At 71.0% G+C, this 22,208-nt stretch carries 20 protein-coding genes; 11 read left to right on the forward strand and 9 right to left on the reverse strand.

Going from position 1 to position 22,208, the window contains the following annotated elements; translation table 11 throughout:
- The first annotated feature begins 136 nt into the window (after positions 1-136).
- A complete protein-coding gene (locus tag ADK54_RS38710) occupies positions 137-2,227 on the forward strand; it encodes a SpoIIE family protein phosphatase (protein WP_053730508.1) in 2,091 nt (696 codons plus the stop codon).
- A gap of 85 nt (positions 2,228-2,312) precedes the next feature.
- Positions 2,313-2,630 carry a hypothetical protein gene (locus ADK54_RS38715; protein WP_053730509.1) on the forward strand — a complete coding sequence of 106 codons (318 nt, stop codon included), beginning with the start codon at positions 2,313-2,315 and terminating at the stop codon, positions 2,628-2,630.
- An 87-nt stretch (positions 2,631-2,717) separates the two neighbouring features.
- On the opposite strand, the gene ADK54_RS38720 is transcribed toward ADK54_RS38715, so the two are convergent.
- On the reverse strand, positions 2,718-3,317 hold the full coding sequence (locus ADK54_RS38720; protein ID WP_107090727.1) for a VanZ family protein: 600 nt from the start codon (positions 3,315-3,317) through the stop codon (positions 2,718-2,720).
- 193 nt (positions 3,318-3,510) lie between these two features.
- On the opposite strand from ADK54_RS38720, the gene ADK54_RS38725 reads away from it, so the two are divergent.
- From ADK54_RS38725 to ADK54_RS38735, 3 genes are all read left to right on the forward strand, one after another.
- On the forward strand, positions 3,511-4,359 hold the full coding sequence (locus ADK54_RS38725) for a polysaccharide lyase family 7 protein (RefSeq protein WP_053730510.1): 849 nt from the start codon (positions 3,511-3,513) through the stop codon (positions 4,357-4,359).
- A 418-nt stretch (positions 4,360-4,777) separates the two neighbouring features.
- Positions 4,778-5,047: a GlsB/YeaQ/YmgE family stress response membrane protein gene (locus tag ADK54_RS38730; protein ID WP_053730579.1), complete on the forward strand. Its 270-nt coding sequence runs from the start codon at positions 4,778-4,780 to the stop codon at positions 5,045-5,047.
- Positions 5,048-5,212: 165 nt separating this feature from the next.
- Positions 5,213-6,169 (forward strand): SMP-30/gluconolactonase/LRE family protein, encoded by a 957-nt coding sequence (locus tag ADK54_RS38735; RefSeq protein WP_063802152.1) that lies wholly within the window; start codon positions 5,213-5,215, stop codon positions 6,167-6,169.
- A gap of 32 nt (positions 6,170-6,201) precedes the next feature.
- On the opposite strand, the gene ADK54_RS38740 is transcribed toward ADK54_RS38735, so the two are convergent.
- Complete coding sequence (locus tag ADK54_RS38740) at positions 6,202-7,449, reverse strand: serine hydrolase domain-containing protein (protein WP_063802153.1); 1,248 nt, start codon at positions 7,447-7,449, stop codon at positions 6,202-6,204.
- Positions 7,450-7,729: 280 nt separating this feature from the next.
- Between ADK54_RS38740 and ADK54_RS38745 the strand changes: the two genes are divergently transcribed.
- Positions 7,730-8,719, forward strand: coding sequence for an SDR family NAD(P)-dependent oxidoreductase (locus ADK54_RS38745; RefSeq protein ID WP_053730513.1), 990 nt, complete (start codon positions 7,730-7,732; stop codon positions 8,717-8,719).
- 338 nt (positions 8,720-9,057) lie between these two features.
- Here the strand turns inward: ADK54_RS38745 and ADK54_RS38750 are convergent, their stop codons facing one another.
- Both ADK54_RS38750 and ADK54_RS38755 read right to left on the reverse strand, forming a co-directional pair.
- Positions 9,058-11,481 carry an excinuclease ABC subunit UvrA gene (locus ADK54_RS38750; RefSeq protein ID WP_053730580.1) on the reverse strand — a complete coding sequence of 808 codons (2,424 nt, stop codon included), beginning with the start codon at positions 11,479-11,481 and terminating at the stop codon, positions 9,058-9,060.
- A 198-nt stretch (positions 11,482-11,679) separates the two neighbouring features.
- Positions 11,680-12,042 (reverse strand): VOC family protein, encoded by a 363-nt coding sequence (locus ADK54_RS38755; protein ID WP_053730514.1) that lies wholly within the window; start codon positions 12,040-12,042, stop codon positions 11,680-11,682.
- 208 nt (positions 12,043-12,250) lie between these two features.
- Here ADK54_RS38755 and ADK54_RS38760 point away from each other — a divergent pair, with 208 nt between their 5' ends.
- Positions 12,251-12,565, forward strand: a complete 315-nt coding sequence (locus ADK54_RS38760; RefSeq protein ID WP_053730515.1) for a hypothetical protein — start codon at positions 12,251-12,253, stop codon at positions 12,563-12,565.
- 49 nt (positions 12,566-12,614) lie between these two features.
- Here the strand turns inward: ADK54_RS38760 and ADK54_RS38765 are convergent, their stop codons facing one another.
- A complete protein-coding gene (locus tag ADK54_RS38765) occupies positions 12,615-14,198 on the reverse strand; it encodes an MFS transporter (RefSeq protein ID WP_078966971.1) in 1,584 nt (527 codons plus the stop codon).
- Positions 14,199-14,348: 150 nt separating this feature from the next.
- On the opposite strand from ADK54_RS38765, the gene ADK54_RS38770 reads away from it, so the two are divergent.
- Positions 14,349-15,368 carry an Lrp/AsnC family transcriptional regulator gene (locus ADK54_RS38770; protein ID WP_053730581.1) on the forward strand — a complete coding sequence of 340 codons (1,020 nt, stop codon included), beginning with the start codon at positions 14,349-14,351 and terminating at the stop codon, positions 15,366-15,368.
- Positions 15,369-15,378: 10 nt separating this feature from the next.
- Here ADK54_RS38770 and ADK54_RS38775 read toward each other — a convergent pair whose 3' ends face one another.
- Positions 15,379-15,747 carry a DUF5133 domain-containing protein gene (locus ADK54_RS38775; RefSeq protein WP_053730516.1) on the reverse strand — a complete coding sequence of 123 codons (369 nt, stop codon included), beginning with the start codon at positions 15,745-15,747 and terminating at the stop codon, positions 15,379-15,381.
- 35 nt (positions 15,748-15,782) lie between these two features.
- Between ADK54_RS38775 and ADK54_RS38780 the strand changes: the two genes are divergently transcribed.
- Both ADK54_RS38780 and ADK54_RS38785 read left to right on the forward strand, forming a co-directional pair.
- Positions 15,783-16,235: a PRC-barrel domain-containing protein gene (locus ADK54_RS38780; protein WP_420717476.1), complete on the forward strand. Its 453-nt coding sequence runs from the start codon at positions 15,783-15,785 to the stop codon at positions 16,233-16,235.
- Positions 16,236-16,419: 184 nt separating this feature from the next.
- Positions 16,420-17,742, forward strand: coding sequence for an aldehyde dehydrogenase family protein (locus ADK54_RS38785; protein ID WP_053730517.1), 1,323 nt, complete (start codon positions 16,420-16,422; stop codon positions 17,740-17,742).
- Between the two features lie 84 nt (positions 17,743-17,826).
- Here ADK54_RS38785 and ADK54_RS38790 read toward each other — a convergent pair whose 3' ends face one another.
- A complete protein-coding gene (locus ADK54_RS38790) occupies positions 17,827-18,723 on the reverse strand; it encodes an aminoglycoside phosphotransferase family protein (protein ID WP_199827134.1) in 897 nt (298 codons plus the stop codon).
- Between the two features lie 140 nt (positions 18,724-18,863).
- Here ADK54_RS38790 and ADK54_RS38795 point away from each other — a divergent pair, with 140 nt between their 5' ends.
- The gene (locus ADK54_RS38795; protein WP_053730519.1) at positions 18,864-19,397 is read left to right on the forward strand and encodes a hypothetical protein; all 534 of its coding nucleotides are present in this window, start codon (positions 18,864-18,866) and stop codon (positions 19,395-19,397) included.
- 87 nt (positions 19,398-19,484) lie between these two features.
- Here the strand turns inward: ADK54_RS38795 and ADK54_RS38800 are convergent, their stop codons facing one another.
- Both ADK54_RS38800 and leuA read right to left on the reverse strand, forming a co-directional pair.
- The gene (locus ADK54_RS38800; protein WP_053730520.1) at positions 19,485-20,294 is read right to left on the reverse strand and encodes an ABC transporter ATP-binding protein; all 810 of its coding nucleotides are present in this window, start codon (positions 20,292-20,294) and stop codon (positions 19,485-19,487) included.
- A gap of 2 nt (positions 20,295-20,296) precedes the next feature.
- Entirely contained in the window at positions 20,297-22,087 is a 1,791-nt protein-coding gene (gene leuA, locus ADK54_RS38805; protein WP_053730521.1) for a 2-isopropylmalate synthase, read from the reverse strand.
- Between the last annotated feature and the right edge of the window lie 121 nt (positions 22,088-22,208).

Raw genomic sequence — 22,208 nt, forward strand, 5'->3', positions numbered from 1 at the left:
GCCCGAGGCAGTTACTCAGCGTGCGCGACCCGACTCTCTTCCCGGATCTCCTCTGCCGATCTCTGCGCGCCGGGAGAAGATGGTGAAGGCGCTGAGACAGGAGTGAGGCGTCTGGCGGGCTGACGAAGGGCCGACGATGAACGCATCCGAGGTATTCGGGGAGCGGCTCGGTCCGCTGCGCGTCGCCGCATCCGAGCCGGGCGGCCTCCTCGACGTGCTGGGGGTCGCCGCCATCGTCCTGGACGAGACCGGCCGGATCGCCCTGTGGAGCCCGCAGGCCCACGAGCTGTTCGGCTGGGACGCGCAGGACGCCCTCGGCCATTCCGCCGCGAAGCTCCTGGTGGCCGAGGAGCACCGCCCGCAGGTCCTCGACCTGTTCGCCCGGGTGATGAGCGGCGGCGGGGCATGGGCGGGCGTCTTCCCGGTCCGGCACAAGGACGGCCGCACGCGGATGGTGGAGTTCCGCAACATGCGGCTCCAGGACGAGCACGGCGGCCTGTACGCGCTGGGAATCGCCACCGACGAGCCGACGCTGCGCGCCGTCGAGCGCGACCTGGCCCTTTCGGTGCGCCTCGTGTCACAGTCGCCGATCGGCCTGGCGGTGCTGGACACCGACCTGCGCTACGTCCTGGTCAACCCGGCGCTGGCACGGATCAACGGGGTCACGTCCGCCGATCACATGGGGCGGACGGTCCATGACGCCCTGCCGTTCCTGGACACCGCGCACATCGAGTCCGTGATGCGGCGGGTCCTGGAGACGGGCGTGCCGCTGCTCGACGAGACGGCCATCGGCCGGACCTTCGGCGATCCGAACGAGCACGCCTGGAACGTGTCGTACTACCGCCTGGAGGACCCGGCCGGCCGGGTACTCGGCGTCGCGACGTCGGTCGTGGACGTCAGCGAGCAGTACCACGCGGCGAATGAGGCCGCCGAGGCCCGCAGACGCCTCGACCTGATCGCCCGTGCGTCGGTGCGCGTGGGCACCACCCTCGACCTGAACCGCACCGCCCACGAGCTGGCGGACCTCGTGGTGACCGACCTCGCCGACATAGCGGCCGTCGACCTCCTCGACTCCGTCCTGGAGGGCCACGGCGCCGCCAAGGCCCCTTCGACGGGGCCCGTGTCCATCCGCGCCCTGGCCGTCGCGTCCGCCTATCCCTCCGAGGCGCTCCGGGCGGCGGCCGATCCCCCGGGCAACATCGCGAAGTACAACGCGGAGCGCCTGGTCACCCGGTGCGTCACCACGGCGCGGCCGGTCCTGATCAGCCACGTCGGGCCGGGGGATCTGGCGAACATCGCCCGTGACGACGAGGCCGCCGCCCTCCTCGACCGCGCGGGCCTGCACTCCTACCTGGCGGTCCCGCTGATCGCGCGCGGTGAGGTCCTCGGCGCCCTCGACCTCAAACGGGCCCGCAATCCGCAGCCCTTCACCCACGACGACGCCGTCCTGGCCCTCGAACTCGCCACCCGGGCCGCCGTCTCCATAGACAACGCCCGCTGGTACCAGCAGCAGCGCCACGCCGCCCTCTCGCTCCAACGCCACCTCCTGCCGCGCCAGCCGCCCCAGCCCACGGGGCTCGACGTCGCCTACCGCTACCAGCCCGCGGCCGCCATCGGCGAGGCCGGCGGCGACTGGTTCGACGCGATCCCCGTGGCCGGCGACAAGACCGCGCTCGTCGTCGGTGACGTGATGGGGCACGGCATCAACGCGGCTGCCACGATGGGACAGTTGCGCACCGCCACCCGTACGCTGGCCGGCCTCGACCTCGACCCCGCCGACGTCCTGCGCCACCTCGACCGCATCACCGCCGAGCTGGACGAGACGACCGCCACCTGCGTGTACGCCGTCTACGACCCGCACCGCACGCACTGCCGCATCGCCCTCGCCGGGCATCTGCCACCCATCTGGGACCGCCCGGGCCGCGCCCCCCGCTTCCTGCAACTCCCCACCGGCGCGCCGCTCGGCGTCGGCGGCGTCCCCTTCCAGGCCACCACGGTCGACTGTGCGCCCGGCGACCGGCTCGTCCTGTACACCGACGGCCTCGTCGAAACCCGCGACCAGCCCATCGACGACCGGCTGCGCGCCCTGCTCGACGCGCTCACCCATCACCGCCTGCCCCTGGAAGCGACCTGCGACCGCCTCCTCGCCGCGCTGCCCCCGCCGCAGGGCCACGACGACATCGCCCTGCTCATCGCGCAGGTCACCCCGTCCCGTCGCCCGGCCTGAAGAAGGCCCGCCCAGCCCCGTGCCGCACGCCGTTCGCGGTACTCCGGGGTGTACGAAGGGGGCTCGCTGGGCACCCCGTAGCTCTATGACCACCTATGTCGTAACGATCCCCGGAACCCTTCTCGCGGAGCGCACCGAGGCGACCACCGCGACCCTCGAACGCGCCCTGCGCCCGGCCGACCCGCGCGGCACCCGCGTCGGCGAGGCGGAGCACCTGGAGATGCTCACCTTCTACAGCGGGTCGTCGGCCTTCAGCATCCGCCTCGAAGTGGAGGCCGACGACACCGAGGGCGCCGAGCGCGAGGCTCGCCGGACGGTCACCGCCGCACTGCGGACGGCAGGCTACGCGGAGGACGAGGCTCCACTCGGCGACGCGGTCATCACCGGGATCACCACGGAGTGAGGAGCACGAGGTGAGCAGTACGGGGTGAGTACGGCTACCGATGGAGGTGTGCCCGCGAGCCGTGCCACCCCACGGCCGGCCCGGCGCTCACCGGGCCGGCTTGCGCGCCGCCCGCAGGATCGCGGGCAGGCGCGACTTCGACCCGCTGGTGTCGGGAGGCGCCTCGGCGCAGGCCACGGAGTCGGCCGGGCGGCGTTGCCACCAGTGGTGCCGCCGGGGGTGCAGGGCGCGGCCGAGCCAACGGCCCAGGAGCAGGTAACCGGCAAAGGAACCAAGCGAGTTGAGGATGACGTCGTCGACGTCGAAGGCCCGGCCCGTGACCAACAGACCCTGGGCCGCCTCGACGGTGAACATCACGAACGCGGTCATGATGACCACGCGCACGAGGCCGCGCGTCCGGGGAAACAGCACCGGCAGCAGCACCCCGAAGGGCATGCCGAGCAACACGTTGCCGCCGACCTGCTTCACCGCGTCCCGCCAGTCGGGCTGTGCGAGATAGGCGCGTATCGAGTCGCCCGGACGCAGGTTGGTGTGCGTCAGCCGGACGGACGCGGGTGACGGGACGAGGGTGGCCCGGGCCAGCACCACCGCAAACGCCACCATGCAGACGAACCCCGCGATCAGCACGGCCGCACGGGCCACCGCCGCTAGCCAGGTACGCCGCTGGAGCCGAGGTCCTGATGCCATGTCACCCCGGGTACCCCGTCCGCGCTTCATCGAACGGCGGGCCCCGGCTCTCTTGACGCGCCCACGCCAGGGCCCTACGGTTTCCCCGTTCATAAACGAGCACGGCGTTCAACATACGGAACATGACGGGGAGATGTCAGCGCTCCCGCCAACCGCACGGTCACCAACACACCCCCCACCAGAAGGTCCCCTGATGCGCATACGCCCCCTGCTCCTGCCCCTCACCGCCACTGCTGTCGCCGTCGGCACCCTTTCCCTCGCGGCCCCACTATCAGCAACAAGCCCTGCAATCAAGGCAGTTGCTGCACAGAGCGACAGCATTCCCGGCACCAGCAGCGCCTCCCACGCACTCCCGAACACGTCGGTCGCGCCCGGCGGCACCTTCGACCTGTCGGTGTGGGAGCTCCAGGAGCCGGTGGGCTCGCCCGGGTCGCCGACCACGATCCCGTCGTCCCGGCTCCAGGGCGCCAACGGATACCAGGACGCGTACTTCTACAGCGACGCGCACGACGGCGCGATGACGTTCTGGGCCCCGGAAAAGGGTGTCACCACGCCGAACTCCGACCACGCCCGCTCCGAACTGCGCGAGATGAACCGCGACGGCAGCCCCGCGAACTGGGCGCTGGGCGGAACCCACCGGCTGAACGCGACGCTGCGCGTGGTGTCGGTGACGTCCAACGTCTGCGTCGGCCAGATCCACCTCGGCAAGGGCGGCCCGTCCACCAAACCACTGGTGGAGCTCTACTACCGGGCCAACGGCGACATCGTCCTGGGCACGGAGAACTCACCGTCGGGCGGGCAGACGACCCACACGGTGGGCCACGTGCCGGTCGGCACGAAGTGGAGCTACACGATCGGCGTCTCCGGGGGCCGCACCATCGACCTGACGGTCAACGGAAGCACCACCCACTACGCGATCCCGTCCTCCTTCAACAGCTACCAGCAGTACTTCAAGGCGGGCTCGTACAACCAGTCGTCCTCCAACAGCACGACCAAGGGCGCCCGGGTCGCCTTCTACAAGCTCACCGTCTCGCACGGCTGAGTACCCGGGCGCCGGTCCATCCATGTGAACGCGAGATGCGCGACGCGGGCGGTCGGCGCCGAGGTGCGTTCGGCGACCGTGTCGCCGCGTTCCTCGGAAGGCGCACGTCAAACACCGAGGTGCCGTGTCCCGCCGTCCGGCCGCGGGGCGAACCCGCCGCTCGGACGCCGATCGGCGGGAGGGGATCGTACGGGCACGGTCAGCGAGTGCCGGGGGCGGGCGCACTGCCCGGAGCGGCACCGCTCAGCGGGCGCGGCTGCTCCCCATGCACTACCGATGACCCCCCAATGGGCGATGCGGCGGGCATAGCGATTCCCGACCGGGGCACTCTTCCAGACAAGGCCCCCGGCCCCCCGGAACGGCCCACCTCCTGCACCGCGCCGGCGCGGTGCACCCCGACCTTGGGATGGGACTCACCATGAGCATCATTGCCTGGATCCTCATCGGCCTTCTCGCCGGCGCCATCGCCAAGGCCATCATGCCCGGCAAGGACCCGGGCGGCTGTCTCGTCACCATGGTCATCGGCATCGTCGGCGGACTCCTCGGCGGGTGGCTCGGGAAGGTCATCTTCCACGTCCACTCCATCAACGGGTTCTTCCACCTCTCGACGTGGATCGCCGCCATCGTCGGCTCGGTCATCGTGCTCATGCTCTACCGCCTCCTCATCGGCAACCGAAGCCGCCACTGAGTCCCCTCCGGCCCCGGGACAGCACGTCTCAGCCACACATCAGCGGCTCACCGACGAGTCGGCGGAACTCCCCTCGCCCTGCCCCCTGTTGACGCACACTCTTACAGTGCCGGAAGATCCCGGAGCCGAAGTGTTGCCCAACAGCCCGCGCAGGGAAGGGAATTGATGAGGCCGACGAACATGCCCCGCACCTCGATACGGGGGCCGCGCGCCCTCCTCGCGGTCGCGCTGGCCGCCGCCGCGGCTCTGCTGCCACCGGCCCCCGCCCATGCGGCGCCCGCGTGCGGGACGACAGCGGCCGCGCCACCGGTGCAGGTCGCGCAAGTACCCGACTGGGCCGAGTCGATCATCGTCGACAAGCAGGGCCGCATGTTCGCCACCGCCTACTTCACCGGCCGCGTCTACCGCATCGACGCACCGGGCAGCGCTCCCGTGGCCCTCACCGGCGATATCGGCGCCAACGGCGGCATCGTCGTCCGCGACGACGGCCGGCTTCTCGTCGGCACCGGGAACGACCTCGGTCATTCACTCACCGGCGACCTCTTCCCGGTCTCGAAGCTCCTCCTGGTGGATCCGGACTCCGGCAAGGTCAGCACGTACGCCTCCGGGCTCGGCGGCATCGACGGAGTCGCCCTCGCACCCGACGGCACCGTCTACACCACCACCGTGGGCGGCCGGAACATCGGCCGCGTCACACCCGACGGCCGGGTCGACCCGGCCTGGGCCCATGTCCTGATGCCGAACGGCATCGCCGTCTCCCCGCAGGGCAACGAGGTGTACGTCATCCAGACCACCCCGGCCCCGGCGCTGTACCGCATCCCCACCGACGACCCGGCGCACCCCGAACGCTGGATCCCCGCCGGCCCGTCCGACACCCTCGGCCTCCCCGACGGCCTCACCCTCGACAGCCGGGGCCGCCCCCTGATCGCCACCCACGCGGCCGGTCAGATCTGGCGGGCCGAACAGGGAACGCTCTGCTCCGTGCAGTCGGGCCTGTACCTCTCCACCCAGATCACGTACGGCCACGGCGACCGCGGGTTCTCGGCGGGCAAGCTCTACCGGTCCGGCGTCGACGGGAAGATCTACGAAGTCCCGGCGGGGGCCGAGCCGGGGGCCCGATAGACAAGGCCCGACAGACAAGGTGGGCGCGCCTCTCAGATACGCGCGTCCTCGACGGCCGGGATCACCTGGGCGTCCCGCGCGTCTGGGGTGCGTGAGTGGCGCGGGGCAACAGCCGAAGGCCTGCCGCAGAACGCGGGCTCAAGCGCGCCCATCAGCCCCTCCGTCACGGCACCGTTGTTGGAGGCGTTGGCGAAGACGACGACCGTGCGCTCCCCGCCCGGCGTGGAGAACGCCTGCGACTGGTAGCCCTGGACGATTCCGCCGTGGCCGAGCACCTTGCCGCAGGACAGGGAGATCTGCCGGATCCCGAGCCCGTAAGCGATCTTCGGCGTGCCCGTGGGCAGCACCCTGGTCATCTGCCGTAGCGAGTCGTCCGAGACCAGCCCTCCGGCGCTCCCGGCGAGCAGAGCGGTCAGGAAGCGGTCGAGGTCGCGCGCGGAGGAGACGATGCCGCCCGCGCTCCAGATCCAGGACGCGGTCTGCTCGGTCGAATCCAGGAGCGGCTCGCGGTGGTCGTCATGGGTCAGATAGCCCGTGATGTGCCGGCCGGCGATGCGCTTCGCGGGCACGGTGAAGGACGTCCGGCGCAGCCCGAGCGGCGCGAAGATCTGCTCGCGCAACAGCTCGGCGTAGGGGCGCCCGGTGAGGTGCTCTGCGGCCAGCGCCAACAGGACGAAGCCGGAGTTCGAGTACGCGTAGGCGGTTCCCGGCGCGTACTGCAACCCGTGCTTCACCGACAGGGCCACGAGATCCCGGGGCTCGTACACGGTGTTGCGGATGCGCGCCTCGAAGGCGGCCGTGGTCTCCTCTCCGCCCTGCTCAAGGAGATCGTTGATGTGGTCGTAGACTCCGGCGCGGTGTTCAAGGACCTGGCGTGCGGTGATCGGCCAGTTCATCGGCAGCGTCCCGGCCGGCAGGTAGTCGCGCAACGGCTCGTCCAGATCGAGACGGCCCTGTTCGGCCAGGCGCATCACGACGGCCGCGGTGAACATCTTGGTGTTGCTGCCGACCCTGAAGCGCGCATCCGCCCGCATGGGTGTGCCGTCCAGGTCGGCCTCGCCGACGGTCAGCGTCCGGTCGAGTCCTGGGTCGCGGTGATCCCGGATCACGGCGAACGCGCCCGGTGCGCCTGCCGCCAGTACGCGTTGCAGCGCGGCGCGCACCCCGGCCGTGTCCGGCCCGGTCCGTGCCTGCGCGCCGGAGGCGAAGACCGCGCTCCCGGTCACGAGCGCGACAGCGGCCGCGAGTGTGGTCACCGAACGGGCGAGCCTTGTTCTCATCGCTGGAGCGTTCCTTCCGCATCCCGCCGCATCGCGGCGGCTTGTGGAGGGGCCCGAACGCGCGGCACCCTGTGCGGCCGAGATCGTATAGGTATGTCGGCTTTCCGCCCGGCGAGCGCGGACCGTCCGGCGTTTCGGCGCTCGGGGTGTCGCCGCGTGTAGGTGAGCCATCGGTGAGCTGTCGGTGGGGGGTGCGAGGTTGAGGGCACCGCGGTCGTGGGGGGCAACCCGCCCCGCCCGCGCCCCGTCACTTCCCGCTTCCCAGGCTCAAGGAGCGTCCATGAGGCCCACCGCACCCCAGCCCCAACCATGGGACGTGCATCGCCCCCCGCGCGCCGAGGGCAAGATCTTCCTGGTGACCGGCGGGAACGCCGGCATCGGATACTTCGTCGCGGAGCAGCTCGCCGCTACCGGAGCCACCGTCGTGCTCGGCAGCCGGAACCCGGCGAAGGCCGAGGCCGCCGCGGTCTCCATCCGGTCCCGGGTTCCTGGTGCGCGGATTCGCCAAGTGCGCCTGGATCTGGCCGAGTTGAGGTCCTTGCGACCCGCTGTGGAAACGTTGGAGCTGGACCATCTGGACGCGGTGGTCCACAACGCGGGGGTGGCGCTCGACGATCCGCCGCGCCGCGAGACCCGGGACGGACACGAGCTGATGTTCGCCACCAACCACCTCGGGCACCTCGCACTGACCCGATGGCTCGCACCCCTCCTTTCGGCCGCACCGGCCGCCCGCGTCGTGACGGTGGGCAGCTTCGCGGCGAAGTCCGAGCGACTCGATCTGGATGACCTGCAATCCGCCGAGGACTACCGGCCCAAGCGCACGTACGGGCGGTCGAAGCTGGCCCAGATGCACTTCGCCCTCGAACTCGACCGCCGGCTGCGCACGTCCGGCAGTGCGGTGTCCAGCGTGGTGGTCCACCCCGGCGGCGCCCTGGACTCGCTCACCCCCTCGCGGCCACCCGTACATGTGCGCACCGCCGGCGAGCGACTGCGTGGCCTGCCCGCAGGTGTCATCCTCCAGGGCAAGCACGCCGGGGCGTGGCCCGCGGTGAGAGCCGTTCTCGATCCGGGGATCGCGGGTGGCCGGCTGTGGGGACCGCGGGTCTTCGGCTTGCGCGGCAAACCACGCTGCGAGCAGTTGTGGAGCCATCTCACCGACACGACCTTGGCTGCCCAACTATGGGACATCAGTTGCGAGTTGGCGGAAGTCGACCCGAGCCTCGGGCTCGTCGCACGGGAAGCACGGGGGAACGCAGGGGGCATGCCCTGACGATTCGAGGGCAGGCGCGCCGTACGAGTGACGGTTCGAAGGGGAGGCTGCTCCGATGTCGGTGCTTGGGCGTTTTCCTGCCGGTGACCCGCGCGGTTCCTGGCCGGCCGAGGAGTATGCGGCTCAACTCAGGAGGCGTGGCCGCGCTGCCACGGTGGTGATGGACCTCGACAGCGACACGTTCCTCGTGGTGGAACACCGCCAGGACGAGGTAGCGTAACTGCCGCCAGCGGACTGGGAGTTGACTCCCTCACTGCCTGTCTTACGAAGCCCGCGGCATCCTCTGCCCGCCCCGCCCCGCCAAGCGGGGCGGGCAGAGGCGGATACGGAGACCTCAGTCACCCACCCACATACGCCGCCAGGTGCTCCCCCGTCAGGGTCGAGCGGTCGGCGACCAGGTCGGCCGGGGTGCCTTCGAAGACGATGTGGCCGCCGTCGTGGCCCGCGCCGGGGCCGAGGTCGATGATCCAGTCGGCGTGCGCCATGACCGCCTGGTGGTGCTCGACGACGATGACGGACTTGCCGGAGTCCACCAACCGGTCGAGCAGGCCGAGGAGTTGCGCGACGTCGGCGAGGTGCAGGCCCGTGGTCGGCTCGTCCAGGACGTACACACCGCCCTTGTCGCCCATGTGGGTCGCCAGCTTGAGCCGCTGCCGCTCGCCGCCGGAAAGGGTGGTCAGCGGCTGGCCGATGGTGAGGTAGCCGAGTCCGACGTCCACGAGCCGTTCGAGGATGCGGTGTGCGGCCGGGGTGTGTGCCTCGCCCGCGCCGAAGAACTCCTCGGCCTCGGTCACCGACATCGCGAGGACCTCGCTGATGTCGCGGCCGCCGAGGTGGTAGTCGAGCACCGAGGCGTCGAACCGCTTGCCCTCGCAGTCCTCGCAGGTGGTGGCGGTGCCCGCCATCATGCCGAGGTCGGTGTAGATCACCCCGGCGCCGTTGCACGTGGGGCAGGCGCCCTCGGAGTTGGCGCTGAACAGCGCCGGCTTCACGCCGTTGACCTTCGCGAACGCCTTGCGGATCGGGTCGAGCAGTCCCGTGTACGTCGCCGGGTTGCTGCGTCGCGAACCCTTGATCGGGCTCTGGTCGACCGAGATCACGCCCTCGCCGGCCGGGATCGAACCGTGCACGAGCGAGCTCTTGCCGGATCCTGCGACGCCGGTGACGACCGTCAGCACGCCGAGCGGGATGTCGATGTCGACGTCGCGCAGGTTGTTCGCCGTCGCGCCGCGGATCTTCAGTGCGTGACTGGACTCGCGCACCGTCTCCTTGACGGTGGTCCGGTCGTCCAGATGCCGCCCTGTGATGGTGTCGCCGGCCCGCAACGCCTCGACGGAGCCCTCGAAGCAGACCGCGCCGCCCGCCGCACCGGCGCCCGGCCCGAGGTCCACGACGTGGTCGGCGATCGCGATCATCTCCGGCTTGTGCTCGACGACGAGCACCGTGTTGCCCTTGTCCCGCAGGCGGAGCAGCAACTCGTTCATCCGCTGGATGTCATGCGGATGCAGGCCCGCGGTGGGCTCGTCGAAGACGTACGTGACATCGGTGAGCGAGGACCCGAGGTGGCGGATCATCTTGACGCGCTGCGACTCACCGCCGGACAGGGTGCCCGCGGGCCGGTCGAGCGCGAGGTAGCCGAGGCCGATCTCGACGAACGAGTCGAGGGTCTGCTGGAGCGCGGTGAGCAGCGGCGCGACGGTGGGGTATCCCCTGCTCGAAGAGCTTGGGGAAGGTTCCTTGAGGCCGCGTACCCACTCCGCCAGGTCGCGGATCTCCATCGCGCAGGCGTCCGCGATGCTGATCCGCTTGATCTTCGACGACCTGGCGCCCTCGCTGAGCCGGGTTCCGTCGCACTCGGGACAGACGGTGAAGGTGACCGCGCGCTCCACGAAGGCCCGGATGTGCGGCTGCAGCGCCTCCTTGTCCTTGGCCAGGAACGACTTCTGGATCTTGGGGATGAGCCCTTCGTAGGTGAGGTTGACCCCGTTGACCTTCACCTTGACCGGCTCCCCGTAGAGGAAGTCCCGCAGTTCCTTCTTGGTGTACTCGCGGATCGGCTTGTCTGGGTCGACGAAGCCGGACTGGGCGTAGACCTGCACGGTCCACTGGCTGTCCGACTTCCAGCCGGGGATGGTGAACGCGCCTTCGGAGAGCGACTTCGAGTCGTCGTACAGCTGGGTGAGGTCGATGTCGGAGACCGCGCCCCGGCCCTCGCAGCGGACGCACATGCCGCCGGTGCGGCTGAAGGTCGCCTTCTGCGCCTTGGTCTTGTTGCCCCGCTCTACGGTGATCGCACCGCTCGCCCTCACCGACGCGGTGTTGAAGGAGTACGCGCTGGGCGGGCCGATGTGCGGCTTGCCGAGGCGGCTGAAGAGGATGCGCAGCATCGCGTTGGCGTCGGTGGCGGTGCCGACCGTGGACCGCGGGTCGGCGCCCATCCGCTGCTGGTCGACGGTGATCACGGTGGTCAGGCCGTCGAGCACGTCGACCTCGGGCCGTGCCAGGCTCGGCATGAAGCCCTGTACGAACGCGCTGTACGTCTCGTTGATCAGCCGCTGCGACTCGGCCGCGATCGTGTTGAACACCAGCGAGCTCTTGCCCGAGCCGGAGACACCGGTGAACACCGTGAGCCGGCGCTTCGGGATCTGGATGCTGACGTCCTTGAGGTTGTTCTCGCGCGCGCCGTGCACGCGGATCAGGTCGTGGCTGTCGGCAGCGTGCGGCGCAGGCGACTGCGGGTCCGTCCTCTTGGCCATGCTTATCGTGTTCTCCATCTGTGGGACGGGCCGCGTGCGCGGTTCCCGCCGGTGTCGCCCGGCCCGGTCCGCCCGGCGCTGTCAGCACGTGCGGGCAGTACGTACGGTTCTACTTCGTCGCCGCCGCCGCGGCAATGGTCCGGCGTGGTCCGCGGGACCGGCCGGGGCGGGTCGGTGCCGCTGCGGCCGGCGGGCGGTCCGCGCTCATCGGTCCTGGAGCAGCCCGAGGACATTGCCGTCGGGGTCGGTGAAGGTGGCCACCAGGCGACCGCCGCCCACGTCGCGAGGGGAGTCCTTCACCTTGGCTCCCGCGGCGGTCACCTCGGCGAGCTTCGCCTCGATGTCCGGCACGTGCCAGTACGCCACCGGCCCGGTCATGCCCTGCTCCGCGCCGCCCGGGACCAGCCCGATCTGCTGTCCCTCGGCCTCGTAGCCGACGTAGTACGGCTCGTCGCTCTGCGGCGCCACACCGAGCAGAGCGGTGTACACCGCCTTGGCCGCCGCCAGGTCGGAGACGGGGTGCAGCACGGTCTTGATGCCCTGGGTGGAAGAGCCGGTGGTGGTCATGATCGCTCCTGGATTCGTGGGTCACACCGCCCCGGTGTGCCTCATGACGACCACGCTAATTGCGGCCCGGTGGGCGCGCTTCTCCATTCCTGATCGGTTCGGGCACGTACCCCCGATGGCCGTGGGCGGGCGCTCCGAAGCCCCTGGCCGAGATCGGCCAGGGGCTTGGGGGACCCTGCGCGGGCGGACGAGGCGCGATGATGACCCCATGAGCCTTCCCGATGCCATCACCTCCACCCTGGCCGCCCGCGACAAGGTCGACTTCGAGCAGGACTTCACACGCACCCGTCAGATCATGACGTTCGTCCATACGACGGACAGCGCCGAGGCGGTCGAACTCGCCATGTTCGAAGGCCCGTTGCCCATCCCGGCCGTCGGGCAGACCGTCACCCTGTGGCTCACGGGCCATCCCCTCGTCGTCGAGCGCGTAGAAACCCACTACGGTCTCGGCGGCGCGGACACCCACCCCAAGCGGGAGCAGGTGGCCTCCGTCATCGTGTTCGTCGGGCCCCGAACTCGCTGATGTACAGGGCCTGTTGACCTGATAGGAGGTCGCCCGAGGTCGGGCCCGGTCACACCCCCGTCGACACCGAATCCCGCCGGGGGCGCGGCGCCGATGCCGCCGAGGGGCCGCCGCCGGTCACGCCCGTGGCAGCCCGGGCCGGCGGTCGTACGAGCGCCAGGACGATCAGCCCGCCGAGGGCCGCCGCGATGGCCGACAGCAGGAAGACGCGGTCGAGGCCGGTCGCGAAGGCCTGGTGCACGAGGCGTCGCGCCGCGTCGTGATGTGCGGCGGGTGCCGCGTCGACGAGGTGCTGCGCCTGGCCCGCGGCCAGCGCGGCCGCGCCCTGGTCGGCGTCGGGCACCGTGCCGGAGTCGGCGAGCAGGGCGGCCGCGCGGTTGGTGAAGACGGCGCCGAGGACCGCGATGGCCAGAGTCATGCCCAGCTGGCGGAACGTGTTGACCGCACCGCCCGCCATGCCCGCCCGCTGGGGCGGCACGGTCGAGGTGGCGGCCGAGACGAGCACCGGCGTGGCCAGACCCACCCCGATACCGGTGACCACGAGGCCCCACAGGAGGGAGGCCCGCCCCGCGTCGGCGGTCATCCCGGCGCGCAGCAACAGCATGCCCGCCGCGACGAGGAGCAGTCCCGCACCGATCGGCACGCGCGGGGCAAGGCGCTGGATGTGGCGCCCGGCGAAGACGGCCACGACGAAGGACGCCGCGGCCAGCGGGGTCAGCGCGAGGCCCGCCGCGACCGGGCTGAGCCCCAGTACGGACTGAAGCCACAACGAGACCAGGACCAGACAGCCGAAGGCGCTGCCCTGGAGCAGCAGCGCGCCGCTCATCAGACCCGCGAACGACGGCCGGCGCAGGAGCGCCAGATCCAGCATCGGGGCGCCGCCGCGTCGCGCGGTTCGGTGCTCGATCACCACGAACGCGACGAGCGCCAGGGCGGTGACGGCGAACGTCGCCAGGGTCTCGGCCCCGGTCCAGCCCGCCTCCCCGCCACGGATGAGTCCGTAGGTGAGGCTGCCCGCGGCGACGGTGAAGGCGGCCGCACCGGGCAGGTCGACGCGGGCTTTCGCGGCTACCGTACGGGGCTGGTCGGGCCGGACCACGCGCAGTGTCATGGCGATGGCGACAGCCGCGACGGGCAGATTGACCCAGAAGATCGTCGGCCAGCTGATGTGCTCGGTGAGCAGACCGCCGAGCAGCGGGCCGGCCGCGGCGGCGGCTCCGTTGGCCGCGCCCCACACCCCGAAGGCCGTACCCCGGTCCCTGCCCTGGTACGAGGTGAGCAGGAGGGCGGGGGCCGTGGCGAACATGGCGGCGCCGCCGATGCCCTGCACTACGCGGGCGGCGATCAGCACGCCCACGCTGGGTGCGAGGCCGCACACCAGGGAGGCCGCGGCGAAGAGAGCCAGGCCGTAGACGTAGAACCGCCGGTGGCCGAACCGGTCCGCGAGGGAGCCGGAGGCCAGGAGCAGGGCGGCGAGGGCCAGGGCGTATCCGTCGATCACCCATTGCAGCGAGGTGAAGGAGGCGTCGAGGTCGTCAGCCATGCTGGGCAGTGCCACGTTCACGATGGTCACGTCCACCAGCAGGATGAAGGCGCCAAGGCAGACCGCCGTCAGGGGCCACCACTTGCGCATGTCAGGTTCTCCGATCGGATCGAGCAGGTGTCGGGGGCCTGAATCGCGCTCTTGATCACGGCGTGGCCCCTGTGAGCGAGTCTTGGGCACCGCAGGCGATTCCCATGAGCCACGGCTGGCACCTTGCTCAGATCCGACATCATGGGTCCCATGAAGACGTATCTCGACATCCTCGACCGCACGGATCGCGAACTGTCGGAGGAGGACCTGGCGCTCGCGCATGCCCTTCAGATCAACGGCCGGGCATCGTTCCGCGAGATCGCCGACGCCCTCGGGGTGTCCGACCAGACGGCCGCCCGGCGCTGGTCGAGACTGCGCTCCGCCGGCAAGCTCCGGGTCCTGGGCCTGACCGACCCGCAGCGGCTCGGCGACTCCCCGTGGGTCGTGCGCGTACGGTGCACGCCCGATGCGGCGGCTTCGATCGGCGCGGCGATGGCCCGGCGCACGGACACCACGTGGGTCAACCTCAGCTCGGGTGGCACCGAGATCTCCTGCTCGGTGCGGACCCGGGGCGCCGGCATCGAGGAGTCACCGCTCCTGCAGAAGCTGCCGCGCACACCTCAGGTGCTGGATGTCTCGGCGCACTGCCTGTTGCACGTCTTCTTCGGCCAGGACCTCGGCACCATCAACAAGAGCGGACCTCTGACGGCCGCGCAGGTCGCACGACTCACGCCTCCCCTCGCCCCGGTGCGGGCCACGGCCGACACACCCGCGGTGACGCTGGACGACAGCGACCGGCAGCTGCTCGATCTGCTGGCGCGGGACGGCCGGGCGGCGCCCGGTGAACTGGCCGCCGCGACCGGCCTGTCGCCCTCGACGGTGCGCCGTCGCATCACGGAACTCAGGACGGCCGGGGTCCTCTACTTCGACGTCGAGTACCACCCGGACGTCCTGCAGCGGAACTTCCGGGCGGCCCTGTGGCTGGAGATCGACCCGTCCCGCCTGGCGGAGGCGGGCGAGGCGCTCGCCGCGCACCCGCAGGTGTCCTTCGCCGCCGCCGTGACCGGCACGGCCAACCTGTACGCAAGCATCGACGTCCCGACGGCGCAGCTCTTCTACCGCTATCTCACCGAGTCGGTGTCCACCCTGCCCGGCCTGCGCCACACGGCGACCGTCCCCATCCACCGCACCCTCAAGGGCCCCGGCCCCTACCTCCCGACCAGGGCATAGCCCGCGCTCGTCAGACAGCCCGGTCCGGGGCCAGGGCAACGTTCGGCAGCACCACACCGCGACTGTGTGCGAGATGCCGCTCGGCCGATTCCACGGCGGCGGCGGTGGTCCGCTCCCCCATCAGGACGCACAGTGTGTACGCCGCGTCGTCCCGCGCCTGTCGCGCGCGGGCGTCCCACGGCGACTGGGCGGCCCTGCGTTCCCGGCTGCGCAGGAGGGCCAGGAGCTCATGGACGACGTACGAGTGGGGTGACAGCATCATCTGCTCCGGGATCGGACGAAGGACGAGGAAGGTGTGGCGGGTGTCGACGCCCCTCCGGGCGCCGGAGTCACCGTCGGACGGTGGCCGGCCCTGGAGCGCCTTCCATCGTGACCCCACACCCGCACGGTCCGCACCCCGGAGCGTCACACTGTGTGAGCGCGCGCATGGTGGCCGAGGTGGCGGCACTCTCGGCGGCGACGTACGTTCACGGCAATCAGCGACGGCCCGTCCACCCGCACCGGAGAGGCACGATGGTGAGCGACGAGATCTGGAAGTTTCAGCCAACTGCCGGGTATCGGGCAGGAGTTGACCTCGTCGGCTACCGGGTGGAAGCCACCGACGGTCACATCGGGAAGATCGACAAGCACTCCGAAGCCGTCGACGCCGCCCACCTCGTGGTCGACACCGGAGCATGGATCTTCGGCAGGCACGTACTCCTGCCCGTCGGAACCATCGAGGCCATCGACGCCGCCACGGAAACGGTCTACGTGAACCGGACCAAGGACGAGATCCGAAGCGCTCCCGAGTACGACGCGGCCAAACATGCCGGTGAGCCCTCCTACCTGGAGCAGTTCGGGCGGTACTACGGCCGGCCCCACATGTAGATCAGGGGTCGTCCCGCCGGCTGCCCCGCGCCCGTACCGGACCCGTCACGCAAAGTATTTTCCGTCGATCTCCGTCGATCCGGAATTTATTTACGAACCTCAATGGTTGGCATCTGCATCGAACCAATCGGCTCGACCTCACCGCCCTCCCGGCGGTCGGGTCGGCACTGATCAGCGAGGCACCGTGAACGACCACACCCCCGAGCAGCCCGCCGAGATCGTCGCCCGGCTGCGCGCCGCCTTCCGCTCCGGCCGCACCAAGCCCGTCGAGTGGCGCACCACCCAGCTGCGCCGGCTGCGCGAGATGCTCACGATCCACGGCGCCGACCTCGCGGAAGCCCTCCACGCCGACCTGGGCAAGAGCTCGACCGAAGCCTTCCGTACCGAGATCGACTTCACGATTCGCGAGATCGACCACACCCTGGAGCACCTCGCCGAGTGGCTGCGGCCGGAGCCCGCCCCGGTGCCCGCGCACCTCGGCCCGGACGCGTCGGCCTGGACGCAGTACGACCCGCTGGGCGTGGTCCTCGTCATCGCTCCCTGGAACTATCCGGTCCAGCTCCTGCTGACCCCGATGCTCGGCGCGCTGGCCTCCGGGAACGCGGTCGTCGTCAAGCCCAGCGAGCTGGCCCCCGCCGCCTCCTCGGCCATCGCCCGCCTGCTGCCGCAGTACCTCGACACCGCCGCGGTCGCCGTCGTCGAAGGCGCCGTACCCGAGACCACCGCGCTGCTCGCCGAGCGCTTCGACCACATCTTCTACACCGGCAACGGCACGGTCGGCCGCATCGTGATGCGGGCCGCCGCCGAGCATCTCACCCCGGTCACCCTCGAACTGGGCGGCAAGTCCCCGGCATTCGTCGACCGCGGCGCCGACCTGTCCGTCGTCGCCGACCGGCTGGCCCGGGGCAAGTTCCTCAACGCCGGCCAGACCTGTGTCGCGCCCGACTACGTCCTGACCGACCCGGAGACCGCCCGCGCGCTGGAGCCCCTGTTCGCCCGCGCCGTCGAGGCACTCTTCGGAGCCGAGCCGCAGAGCTCCAAGGAGTACGGCCGGATCGTCAACGAACGGCACTTCGACCGGCTCAGCTCGCTGCTCGACTCGGGCCGTGCCGTGACCGGCGGCGCCACCGACCGGGCCACCAAGTACATCGCGCCCACCGTCCTGGCCGACGTCGACCCCAAGGCGCCGGTCATGCGGGAGGAGATCTTCGGCCCGATCCTGCCGATCGTCACGGTGGCAGGCCTGGACGAGGCCATCGAGTTCATCAACGACCGCGACAAGCCGCTGGCCCTGTACGCCTTCACCGACTCGGACACCACGCGCGAGCGCCTGGCCGCCGAGACGTCGTCCGGAGGCCTCGGGTTCGGCCTGCCGCTCGCCCATCTGACCGTCTCCGACCTGCCGTTCGGCGGGGTCGGCGAGAGCGGCATGGGCAGCTACCACGGCCGCTACTCGATCGAGACGTTCAGCCACCGCAAGTCCGTGCTGGAGAAGCCGCTCGCCTGAACCCGCCGTGCCGCGCCCCGGACAGGTCGACGACCCGCCCGGGGCGCCACCGCACACCCTCAACTCCCGCACACAGCACGTCAGTTACTCAGCCAGGACTTCGCGGATCACATGGCGGGCGTTGAGCGCCATCGCCGGGTTCGTCGTGCGGTAGTAGGGCAGCGCGATCAGCGCCTGGGAGAGCGCTCGCGCCCGGCCGCGGTTCCAGGTCGCGTCGTCCACACCGACGGCCTCGCGGAAGACCCGCCTCGCACCGGCCGGGAGGAGGTTCCACGCGGGGAACAGATCGCAGGCCGGGTCGCCCATCCCCAGGCAGCCGAAGTCGATCACTGCGGTGAGCCTGCCCGCGTCCACCAGGAGGTTGCCCGGCATGAGATCGGCGTGCAGCCACACCGGCGGGCCGCCCCAGCCCGGGGCCCGCACGGCGTCCTCCCACACGGCCGCCACCGCATCGCAGTCGATGCCCTCCTCCGGAATCGCCCGAAGCTGCTCGATCGCCGCGCGGGTCTCGGTATCGAGCGAACCAAGTTGCCCTCCCCGGTGGGCCGTTGGTGCCCCGGGCAGGGTGATGCTCCGCATCGCCATCACGAATCCGGCGAGATCCCCGGCGACGAGTACGGGCTCGGTGAGCGCCCCGGCTTCGGGGGTCTCTCCGCCCAGCCACCGGTACACCGACCATGGCCACGGGTACCCCTCAGCCGGCTCCCCGACGCCGACCACCTCGGGAATGGCAATGGGCAGCAGTGGCGCGAGGCGAGGCAGCCACTCCTGCTCCAGCGACACGTCCGGGGCCCCGCCCTCGACCAGCGGCAGCCGTACGACCATGTCGTCGCCCAGGCGATACATGGCGTTGACGGTCCCGCCAGACGGAAACCGCTCCACCGCGAGCCCGGCCCACTGCGGCAACTGCCCGGCGATCAGCGCCCGTACGAGGTCATCGTCCACGGGGTGCTGACCGTGATGCATCTGCTCTGCGCTCATGGGCCGCCATCCCACCGCCGGGTGCGGCCGAGCGTCAAACCGTTTTGCGAGCGTGGCCCTGGCCCCCTGCCCGGGCGGCTCAGGCCCTGCGGATAACCTCTGCGCTCGACACGGTCTTGGTTTCAGGTGGGGAGTGGGGCATGCAGCACCCGGAGTGCGGCGACGAACGGCTGGCGGCGGAGGGAGAGGTGTCGGTGGCCAGGCTCGCCCTCCACAGCGACGACCTCCCCCACGCGGCGAAGCACCTGGCCGACGCCATGCTCGGCGAGCCGCAACTGCCCGAGTTGCACGAGGCCCTGGCGGAGCTGTGCGCGAAGGCAGGCGGCGCCGCCGCGGCCCGGGACCTCTTCCCCCTCGAAGGGGAAACGTACCTGGGCACGCTGGTCTGCCGAGCCCACGTCGAGGCGGCCGCAGGGGACCGGGACACCGCGGTCGGGCTCATCGCCTCGGCCATCGGCTTCGCACCCGGCACGCCCTGGGCCGACGCGGCCTGGCTCACCGATGCCGAACTGGCCCGGGCGCTCAGCCCGGACGCGCTGGCGCGGTCCGTGTCCCGGATCGCGGGGCATCTGCCGGACCCCCTGCCCGAGGAACAGCGGCCCGCGGTGCGGCCGTTCGAGCAGTTGGTGCGGGCCGTCGCCGCGCGTCACCCGGACCCCGCCCGGGCCGCTTGAAGCGCCTCTTCGGCCGCGGCTGAGAGGAACACCCGCCTCCCGCGCGAGGGCCGTTGTCACACCAACCGGCGTGCACCCCTCGCCCCGTCAGCCCACCCGCTCCTGAGCCTCCCGGCCCGCCCTCACGTTCCAGCGGCCGTCCGCGCGGGTGAGGTGGATCGGGTGGGCGAAGCACGTGCTCACCTGGTCGCTGGTCAGGACGTCCTCCGCCGGGCCAAGGGCCAGCGCGCGGCCCTCGCGCAGCAGCATCACATGGGTCGTGCCCGGCGGAAGTTCCTCCAGGTGGTGGGTGACCAGGACCGACGACAGTTCCTGGTCGGCGAGTTGGAGCGCGTCGACGCGTTCGATGAGCTGCTCCCGTCCGGCGACGTCGAGGCCGGTCGCCGGCTCGTCGAGCAGGAGCAGCCGGGGGCTCGGCATGAGGGCCCGCGCGATCAGCGCCCGGCCTCTTTCGCCCTGGGACAGGGTCGGCCACCGGGCCTCGTGGCGTTCGGCGAGGCCGAGCAGAGCGGTGAGCCGCTCGGCCCGCGCGGCCTGCTCCGCCGTGGGCGTCCAGCGCGGTACCCACTCACTCGTATTCGTCAGCCCGGTCAGCACCACGTCACGGACCCTGAGAGGAGAGCGCACCGCATGCCGTGGGTCGACATGGCCGATGTACGTGCGCAGTTGGCGCATGTCGACTCGGCCGAGTGCGTGCCCCAGGACCTCGACGGCGCCCCGCGTTGGATGCACGAGTGCTCCGAGAAGGCTGAGCAGCGTGCTCTTGCCCGCGCCGTTGGCGCCGAGCAGCGCCCAGTGTTCTCCCGGCCGTACGGTCAGCGACACGTCGCACAGGATCGGCTTGCCGTCGCGGACGACGTCGACGTTCTTCACCCGGATGACGGGGGTCGTGTCCATGGTCAGCCCCGCCCGGCACGGTTGACGGCGGCCATCACCGCGTGGACCGAGGCGGAGAGGATGGAGGTGTCCCAGCCCGCACCCCAGCACATGACGTCAGCCACCCGGCATTCGGCGTAGGCGACGGCGGGGCTGCCCGGTCCGGTACCTGTGGAGTGCTCGGCGTAGGTGAGGATGTCGACCGTGATCCCGGCCGTCGCGAGGGCGTCGGTGAAGGCCGACAGCGGCCCGTTGCCGGTTCCGTACAGCGTGCGCTCCCCACCGTCCGTACGCAGGACACAGCTGAACTCGTGCTCCCCCGGCCGGACTTCACCCGTCTCCCAGGAGACCAGCGTGCAGGGACCGTCCACACCGGGTGTGATGTAGGTGGTGCGGAACAGTTCCCACAGGTCCTCGTGCGAGAGCTCCCGGCCGCCGGCGTCGGTGGCCCGCTGCACCGTGCGGGAGAAGTCCGGGCGCATGGCCTTGGGCAGGTCCAGGCCGTGGTGGGTGTGCAGCAGATGGGCGATGCCGCCCTTGCCGGACTGGGAGTTGATGCGGATGACTTCCTCATACGTACGCCCGACGTCACTCGGATCGATCGGCAGATACGGCACCTCCCAGGGCGCCTCCCGCGCCGGGACGCCCAGCTCCGCCGCCCGCTTCGCGTGGTGAGCCATGCCCTTGGAGATGGCGTCCTGGTGTGTTCCGGAGAACGCGGTGTGGACGAGGTCGCCGCCGTAGGGGTGGCGCGGGTGGACCGGCAGCCGGTTGCAGTGCTCCACCACCTCGCGCACGGCGTCGATGTCGGAGAAGTCGACCATCGGGTTCACCCCCTGCGCGTACAGGTTCAGAGCCAGCGTGACCAGGTCGACGTTCCCCGTCCGCTCACCGTTGCCGAACAGGCAGCCTTCCACGCGCTGCGCCCCGGCCAGGACGGCGAGTTCGGCGCATGCGACACCGGTGCCCCGGTCGTTGTGCGGGTGCACGGAGAGGATGACCGAGTCGCGCCGCGCCAGGTGGCGGTGCATGTACTCGATCTGGTCCGCGTACACATTGGGCGTGGCGATCTCCACCGTGGCCGGCAGATTGTGCACCACCGGCCGGTCGGGGGTCGCCTGCCACAGCTCGGTCATGCTGTCGCAGACTTCCAGGACGAAGTCCGGCTCCGTGAGGTTGAAGACCTCGGGTGAGAACTCGAACCGGACGTCGGTGCCCCGCAGTTGCCCGGCGCGCCGCATCAGCTGGGTCCCGGCTTCCAGGATCAGTCGGTGGACCTCGGCCCGGGAACGCCCGAGGACCACGTCCCGCCACACCGGCGCGGTGGCGGTGTAGAGGTGGATCAGGGTGCGCGGCAGCCCTTCGACGGAGTCGACGGTCCGGTCGATCAGGTCGCGGCGGGCCGGGGTGAAGACGGAGACGGTCACGTCCTCGGGTACCGCGCCGCTAGTCGCCAGATGGCGTACGAAGTCGAAGTCGGTCTGGCTCGCCGAGGGGTAGCCGACCTCGATCTCCTTGAATCCCATGGTGACCAGGAGGTCGAACATCCGCCGCTTGCGCGCGGTGTCCATGGGTTCGGCGAGTGCCTGGTTGCCGTCGCGCAGGTCCACGGGCACCCACAGCGGGGCCCGTTCGAGCCGCCGCGACGGCCAGGTCCGGTCGGTCAGCGGCAGCGCGACCCGATCGTGCGCGGGCCGGTATCGGTGGTGCGGCATCGCGCTCGGGCGCTGCGGATTCCAGGCGGGCGCGTCCTGCGGTACGGCGGCGGACGGAGTGCGGAGCGTGGGGAACGTCCCGGTTCCGGGGGAAGTCATGAGACAGAGCTTCTTTCGGTCAGCCGTGTGGTGACCGGCGCGGCCTGGCACCCGCTGCGGGGTGCCGGTCGTGTCAGACCCCGCAGCGGCAGCCGAGAAGGAGCTCGTGCAGCAACATGCC

This window comes from Streptomyces sp. WM6378 (assembly GCF_001279695.1).
In the GTDB taxonomy this organism is placed as follows: domain Bacteria; phylum Actinomycetota; class Actinomycetes; order Streptomycetales; family Streptomycetaceae; genus Streptomyces.

What these genes read in the sequence shown, in the direction of transcription:
- ADK54_RS38725 (WP_053730510.1), top strand. Translation starts at nt 3,511, where the DNA reads ATGCGCATACGCCCCCTGCTCCTGCCCCTCACCGCCACTGCTGTCGCC.
- ADK54_RS38755 (WP_053730514.1), bottom strand. Translation starts at nt 12,042, where the DNA reads ATGACCACCACCGGCTCTTCCACCCAGGGCATCAAGACCGTGCTGCAC.
- ADK54_RS38795 (WP_053730519.1), top strand. Translation starts at nt 18,864, where the DNA reads ATGCAGCACCCGGAGTGCGGCGACGAACGGCTGGCGGCGGAGGGAGAG.
- ADK54_RS38710 (WP_053730508.1), top strand. Translation starts at nt 137, where the DNA reads ATGAACGCATCCGAGGTATTCGGGGAGCGGCTCGGTCCGCTGCGCGTC.
- ADK54_RS38740 (WP_063802153.1), bottom strand. Translation starts at nt 7,449, where the DNA reads ATGAGAACAAGGCTCGCCCGTTCGGTGACCACACTCGCGGCCGCTGTC.
- ADK54_RS38760 (WP_053730515.1), top strand. Translation starts at nt 12,251, where the DNA reads ATGAGCCTTCCCGATGCCATCACCTCCACCCTGGCCGCCCGCGACAAG.
- leuA (WP_053730521.1), bottom strand. Translation starts at nt 22,087, where the DNA reads ATGACTTCCCCCGGAACCGGGACGTTCCCCACGCTCCGCACTCCGTCC.
- ADK54_RS38770 (WP_053730581.1), top strand. Translation starts at nt 14,349, where the DNA reads ATGAAGACGTATCTCGACATCCTCGACCGCACGGATCGCGAACTGTCG.
- ADK54_RS38730 (WP_053730579.1), top strand. Translation starts at nt 4,778, where the DNA reads ATGAGCATCATTGCCTGGATCCTCATCGGCCTTCTCGCCGGCGCCATC.
- ADK54_RS38715 (WP_053730509.1), top strand. Translation starts at nt 2,313, where the DNA reads ATGACCACCTATGTCGTAACGATCCCCGGAACCCTTCTCGCGGAGCGC.
- ADK54_RS38735 (WP_063802152.1), top strand. Translation starts at nt 5,213, where the DNA reads ATGAGGCCGACGAACATGCCCCGCACCTCGATACGGGGGCCGCGCGCC.
- ADK54_RS38720 (WP_107090727.1), bottom strand. Translation starts at nt 3,317, where the DNA reads ATGGCATCAGGACCTCGGCTCCAGCGGCGTACCTGGCTAGCGGCGGTG.
- ADK54_RS38790 (WP_199827134.1), bottom strand. Translation starts at nt 18,723, where the DNA reads ATGAGCGCAGAGCAGATGCATCACGGTCAGCACCCCGTGGACGATGAC.
- ADK54_RS38765 (WP_078966971.1), bottom strand. Translation starts at nt 14,198, where the DNA reads ATGCGCAAGTGGTGGCCCCTGACGGCGGTCTGCCTTGGCGCCTTCATC.
- ADK54_RS38800 (WP_053730520.1), bottom strand. Translation starts at nt 20,294, where the DNA reads ATGGACACGACCCCCGTCATCCGGGTGAAGAACGTCGACGTCGTCCGC.
- ADK54_RS38745 (WP_053730513.1), top strand. Translation starts at nt 7,730, where the DNA reads ATGAGGCCCACCGCACCCCAGCCCCAACCATGGGACGTGCATCGCCCC.